4 protein-coding genes are annotated in these 5,666 nt (G+C 74.2%); 3 read left to right on the top strand and 1 reads right to left on the bottom strand.

The window, feature by feature from the left end; translation table 11 throughout:
* A partial coding sequence (locus tag ABZ459_RS52545) for a response regulator (protein ID WP_357989042.1) occupies positions 1-1,626 on the top strand: 1,626 nt, incomplete at its 5' end.
* Between the two features lie 19 nt (positions 1,627-1,645).
* Positions 1,646-3,907, top strand: a complete 2,262-nt coding sequence (locus ABZ459_RS52540; RefSeq protein WP_357989040.1) for a SpoIIE family protein phosphatase — start codon at positions 1,646-1,648, stop codon at positions 3,905-3,907.
* Positions 3,908-3,939: 32 nt separating this feature from the next.
* On the opposite strand, the gene ABZ459_RS52535 is transcribed toward ABZ459_RS52540, so the two are convergent.
* A complete protein-coding gene (locus ABZ459_RS52535; RefSeq protein ID WP_357989038.1) occupies positions 3,940-4,533 on the bottom strand; it encodes a helix-turn-helix domain-containing protein in 594 nt (197 codons plus the stop codon).
* Positions 4,534-4,659: 126 nt separating this feature from the next.
* On the opposite strand from ABZ459_RS52535, the gene ABZ459_RS52530 reads away from it, so the two are divergent.
* Positions 4,660-5,565 (top strand): zinc-binding dehydrogenase, encoded by a 906-nt coding sequence (locus ABZ459_RS52530; RefSeq protein WP_357989036.1) that lies wholly within the window; start codon positions 4,660-4,662, stop codon positions 5,563-5,565.
* Positions 5,566-5,666 lie beyond the last annotated feature (101 nt).

The following is a 5,666-nucleotide window of genomic DNA, read 5'->3' as shown; positions in this document are numbered from 1 at the left end:
TACAAGAGCGAGTTCCTGGCGAACATGAGCCACGAGCTGCGCACGCCGCTCAACTCGCTGCTCATCCTGGCCCAGCTGCTGGCCCAGAACCACACCCGCAACCTGACGCCCAAGCAGGTCGAGTACGCCGGGATCATCCATTCCGCGGGCTCGGACCTGCTCCAGCTGATCAACGACATCCTCGACCTGTCCAAGGTCGAGGCGGGCAAGATGGACATCAACCCCGAATGGGTGCCGTTGCGCCAGCTTCTCGACTACGTCGAGGCCACGTTCCGGCCGATGACGTCGCAGAAGAGCCTCGACTTCCGGATCACCACCGGGCCGGGGGTGCCCGCCGACCTGCTCACCGACGACTCGCGGCTGCGCCAGGTGCTGCGCAACCTGCTGTCGAACGCGGTCAAGTTCACCGAGACCGGAGGCGTCGAGCTGCGCATCGAGCCGGCCGCGCACGGCGAACTGCCCGTCTCGGTGCGCCCGCACGCCCCCGCCATCGCCCTGCGCGTCATGGACACCGGCATCGGCATCCCCGAACAGCAGCTCGAAGCCATCTTCGGCGCGTTCCAGCAGGCCGACGGCACCACCAGCCGCAAGTACGGCGGCACCGGCCTCGGCCTGTCCATCAGCCGCGAGATCGCCTACCTGCTCGGCGGCGCGATCACCGTCCAGAGCACGCCGGGCCAGGGCAGCGTGTTCACCCTGTACCTGCCGGTCGCCCAGCCCGGCGCCGAGGGGCACGCGACCGGCGGCGCGCCCGCGGCCGTCGCGCTGCCGGTGGCCGGTCAGCCGCGGCGGCTGCTGGTGATCGAGGAACGCCCGCACGGGCTGCTGTCGCTGGTGACCGAGAGCGTGGTGAGCGGCCTGGCCGGGTCGCCCGACCCGCTGGGCGGGACCGTCCAGGTGGTCGAGGCGACGGGCGCGGAGGAGGCGGCGAGCCTGCTGGCCGCCGAGCCGTGCCACTGCGTCGTGCTCGACCTCGACCTGCCCGACCGGGCCGCCTACGGCCTGCTGGAGGCCATGGACGGCGATCCGGGGCTGCACGGCGTGCCGGTGCTGGCCTACAACAACTGGCGCTCCGGCCCGTCGCAGGAGGCGCGCATCGGCGACCGGCCGCTGGAGCTGCTGTCCAGCCTCGACGAGCTGCGCGAGCGCATCGCCCTGCACCTGACCGCCGACCAGCCCGGCGACGTGCTGCCGCTGGTCAGGTCCCGGACGGTGGGGGCGGCGTCGGGCCGGGAGATCGACAACACGCTGTCCGGGCGCACGGTCCTGGTGGTGGACGACGACGCGCGCAACCTGTTCGCGCTGACCAGCATGCTGGAGATCCACGGCATCGACGTGCTGCACGCCGAGAACGGCCGCAAGGGCATCGACACGCTGACGGCCCACCCCGAGACGGACCTGATCCTGATGGACGTGATGATGCCCGAGATGGATGGTTACACGGCGATCGAGACGATCCGCGAGATGCCCGGCTACGCCGGCCTGCCGATCATCGCGGTCACGGCCAAGGCCATGCCGGGCGACCAGGAGAAGTCGCTGGCGGCCGGAGCCAGCGACTACGTGACCAAACCGGTCGACGCCGACCAGCTGATCGAACGCATCCAGCACTGGATGGATCCGGCCTGACCCGGTGAGGAGTCGAGCCATGGGGAGTTCAGCCGAGGAGACGGGCCTGGCCAGGCTGGCCGCGACCGTCGAACGCCTGCGCGCCGAGCTGCACGAGGTCCGCCGCGCCGCCGACGACCGCGCGCTGGTCGAGCTGGCGAAGGGCATCCTGGTCGAACGCCTGCGCTGCGCCCCGGCGCAGGCCGCCGACCAGCTCGCCACGCTCGCGGCCAGGACCGGGCGGTCGCAGGCCGAGCTGGCGGCCGACGTCGTCAACCGGGCCGCCGACGACCCCATCGCCGACGCGTCCCTGACCGGCGCCGCCGGGCTCGACGGCGGTCCCGAGCCGCTTGCCGGGCACGCGGAGGCGGCGGTGCGGCTGCGGACGGCCGAGAGCGCCGCGCTCGGCGCCACGGACGTGCAGGCGGCGGCCCACGCCGTGCTGGAGACGGCCCTGCTGCCCATCGGCGCGACGGCGGTGGCGGTGTGGGCGGCCGGGCCGGACACGTCGCTGACGCTGGCCGGGCACGCGGGCTTCAGCGCCGAGGAGGCCGGGCTCTGGCGGCAGGTCCCGCCGGGCCTGGTCACGCCCGCCACCAGCACGCTGATCGAACGCCGCACGCTGTGGCACACCACGCAGGGGCCGCCCTCGATCGGCCGCCACCAGCTGACCGGCGGCCGCGTCACCGCGCTGGCCCGGCTGGGCGGACGGGTGCTCGGCGTCCTGGAGATCTGCTGGCCGGGTGGCTGTCCCGAGCCCACGCCCAGGATGGAACGCCAGATCGAGGCGCTGGCCGACCTGTGCGCCCTCACCCTGAACTCCCCCGGTCCGCCCGCGCGGGCCGGCGCCGCCCTGGCCGAGCTGGCCGCCCTGGCCGACTCCATGTCCGACCCGGCGCTCGTCCTGGTGCCGCACCTCGACCCGCAGGGCCACATCGCCGACTTCCGCGTCCACCACGCCAACGGGTCGGCGGCGGTGCGGGCGGGCGGGCTGCTGCTGGAGGCGTACCCGTTCGCGGCCGGGGAGCTGCTGGCCAGGATCGAGCACGTGCACGCCACCGGCGAGCCGTTCCGCGCCACCGACATGCCCTTCACCGCGGCCTCCACGGCCGAGGTGAGCATCACCCGCCACGGCGGGAGCGTGCTGCTCGTCCGGCGCGACCACGACGACCAGGCCCGCCTGCTCGAGCACGCCCAGCGTCTGGGCCGCATCGGCGGCTTCGAGGAGAACGCGCTCACCGGCCAGATCATGTGGAACGCCCAGATGTTCTCCCTGTACGGCCTGCCGCCGGACGCCCGGCCGGTCCCGCTGGAACGCCTGCGCGACCACGTGCACCGCGACGACGAGGTGGCCGTGGGCCTCTTCCTGCGCACGGTGCTGCATCACCGGCGGCCGGCGGCGACGGCGTTCCGGCTCGAACGCCCCGACGGGGTGGCCCGCCATCTGCGCGTGGTGGCCGAGCCGGTGTTCGCCCCGGACGGCCGGCTGACCGCGCTGCGGGGGGCCTACCAGGACGTCTCGCCCCAGCACTGGACGGAGGTCGCGCTGGCGGTGACCCGCGACAGGCTGGCCCACACCGAACGGCAGTCCGCCGCCCGCAACCGCCTGGCCCTCCAGCTCCAGCACGCCATCATGCCGCCCTCGCACGGCCGCATGGACTCCTTCGGGCTGCGCATCTCGGTCCGCTACCGTCCGGCGCAGAAGGAGGACCTGGTCGGCGGCGACTGGTACGACGCGGTCGTCCTGCCGTCGGAGTGCATCCTGCTGTCGGTGGGCGACGTGGCCGGGCACGGCGTCGAGGCCGCCACGGGCATGGTGGTGCTGCGCAACGCGCTGCGCGGCCTGGCCACCACCGGCGCGGGCCCGGCCCGGCTGCTGAGCTGGCTCAACCTGGTCGCCCGCCACCTCGCCGACCGCATGACGGCGACCGCGATCTGCGGCCTGTACGACCCCGCCACCCGCGTCCTGCGCTGGGCCAGGGCCGGGCACCTGCCGCCGATCCTGCTGCGCGGTGCGCAGGGCACGGAGCTGCCGATGGTGAAGGGGCCGCTGCTCGGCGCGTTCGCCGACGCCGTCTACGAGGAGGGCCGGCTGCAGCTGGAGGCCGACGACACGCTGCTGCTCTACACCGACGGCCTGATCGAGCGGCGCGACCACAACCTGCGCCACGCCCAGGACCGGCTGCTGGCCGTCGCCTCGCGCACGGCCTCGACCCTCGACCACCGGCTCGACGACCTGCTCACCCACTGCAACTCCGACACCGACGACGACACCTGCCTGATCGGTGTGCACGTGCGCTGAGCCGGGCGCGTGAAGGGTCCGGTGGCGGCGGGTCAGGCGGCGGGCGGGAGGAGGCCGAGCCGGTCGAAGGCCGCGGCCACGCTCGGGGCCAGCGCCGCCGGGTCGTCACCGGCTACGGCGCGGCCGGCGGTGTAGCAGGCCAGCGCGAGCTGCGGGGCCAGGGCCGCCGTCTCGGGGGTGGCGCCGTGCTCGCGCAGGATCTCGGTCATCGTCTCGGCGAAGCGGCGCTGCTTGCGCGCCGTACGGTCGCCGAGCTCGGGATGGTCGGCGATCAGCCGTTCGCGCAGGACGTAGCGGCCGGGGTCGAGGGTGGCCCTGGCGCACAGGGCGAGGGTGAGCTCGCGCACCTGGGCGAGCGCCTCGGGCAGGCCGGGCGGGCGGTCGCCGCGCAGCTCGCGCTGGTGGGCGGCCAGGCCGTCGAGCCAGTCGTGCTCCCCCGCGAAGACGACCTCCTGCTTGTCGCCGAAGTAGCGGAAGAACGTGGTGCGGCCCACCTCGGCGCGCTCGGCGATGTCGGCGACCGTCACCTCGTCGTAGCCGCGCTCGGCGAAGAGCCGGTAGGCCGCCTCGATGATCTCGTCGCGGGCTCGCCGTCGCTTGCGGGCGCGCAGGGAGGACTCGGTCACGGGCTCAGTCTAGCGCTTCCGGACGGCGTCCCTTATGGTACTCGGTACCACTTGGAACTAGATCCCATTGGAGTTGTCATGCGAGCCGTGTAGATCACCGAGTTCGGCGGTCCCGAGGTCGTGCGGGTGCGGGAGGTGGACGAGCCGGTGGCCGGCCCCGGCCAGGTCGTCGTGGACGTCTCGCGCTGCGGCGTGAACTTCGCCGACACGCTGGTGCGCGAGAACGCCTACCTGGCCGCGACCACGCTGCCGGTCGTACCGGGCGGCGAGGTCGTCGGCAGGACCGCCGACGGCCGCCGCCTGGCCGCCATGCTGGAGCGCGGCGGGTACGCCGAGAAGGCCGCGGTCCCGCAGGCGTCCGCCTTCCCGGTGCCCGAGGAGCTCGACGACGTCGCGGCGGTGGCCCTGCTGGCCCAGGGGCTGACCGCGTGGTGGCTGGTCCGCCACACCGGCCGGGTCCAGGCCGGGGAGAGCGTGGTCGTGCACGCGGCGGCGGGCGGCGTCGGCTCGCTGGCGGTGCAGCTGGCCAGGGCGGCGGGCGCGGGCCGGGTGATCGCCACGGCGAGCACGCCCGCCAAGCGGGAGCTCGCCCTGTCGCTGGGCGCGGACGCCGCCGTCGACCCGGCCGCCGACGACCTCACCGCGGCGCTGCGCGCGGCCAACGGCGGCGAGCCCGTGGACGTGGTCCTGGAGATGACCGGCGGCCGGGTCACCGACCAGAGCCTGGCTGCGCTGGCGCCGTTCGGCCGGCTCGCCTTCTACGGGATGGCGGGCGGGGTGGAGCCGCAGCCGGTCTCGCCGCGCGCGCTGCAGCCCCGTTCGGCGACCGTCAGCGGCTTCTGGCTGCTCAACGCCTTCCAGCGGCCCGCCGTCCTGGCCGGGGCGTACGCGGAGATGGCGGCGCAGGTGATCGCGGGCGGGCTGCGGGTGGTCGCGGGCGGGGACCGTCCGATGTCGGAGGTGCGGCAGGTGCACGCGGAGCTCAGGGAACGGCGTACGACCGGCAAGCTCGTGCTCGACCCGCGCCGGTAGGAGCCCCTAGGAGTCCTCTGAAGATGTTGTTCGGGTGATGGGAAACAGGCAGAAGGCCAGGCGTTCGATGCTCTGCGACCAGGAGATCGACGGCTGGTCAC

The organism is Nonomuraea sp. NPDC005692 (genome assembly GCF_040631115.1).
Taxonomy (GTDB): Bacteria; Actinomycetota; Actinomycetes; order Streptosporangiales; family Streptosporangiaceae; genus Nonomuraea.
Note: the sequence above shows the minus strand (reverse complement) of the source record. Positions and strands in the feature narration are given on the sequence as shown.

Bases quoted from the DNA above. Each gene is read 5' to 3' on its own strand.
- ABZ459_RS52540 (WP_357989040.1), top strand. From the start codon at position 1,646: ATGGGGAGTTCAGCCGAGGAGACGGGCCTGGCCAGGCTGGCCGCGACC.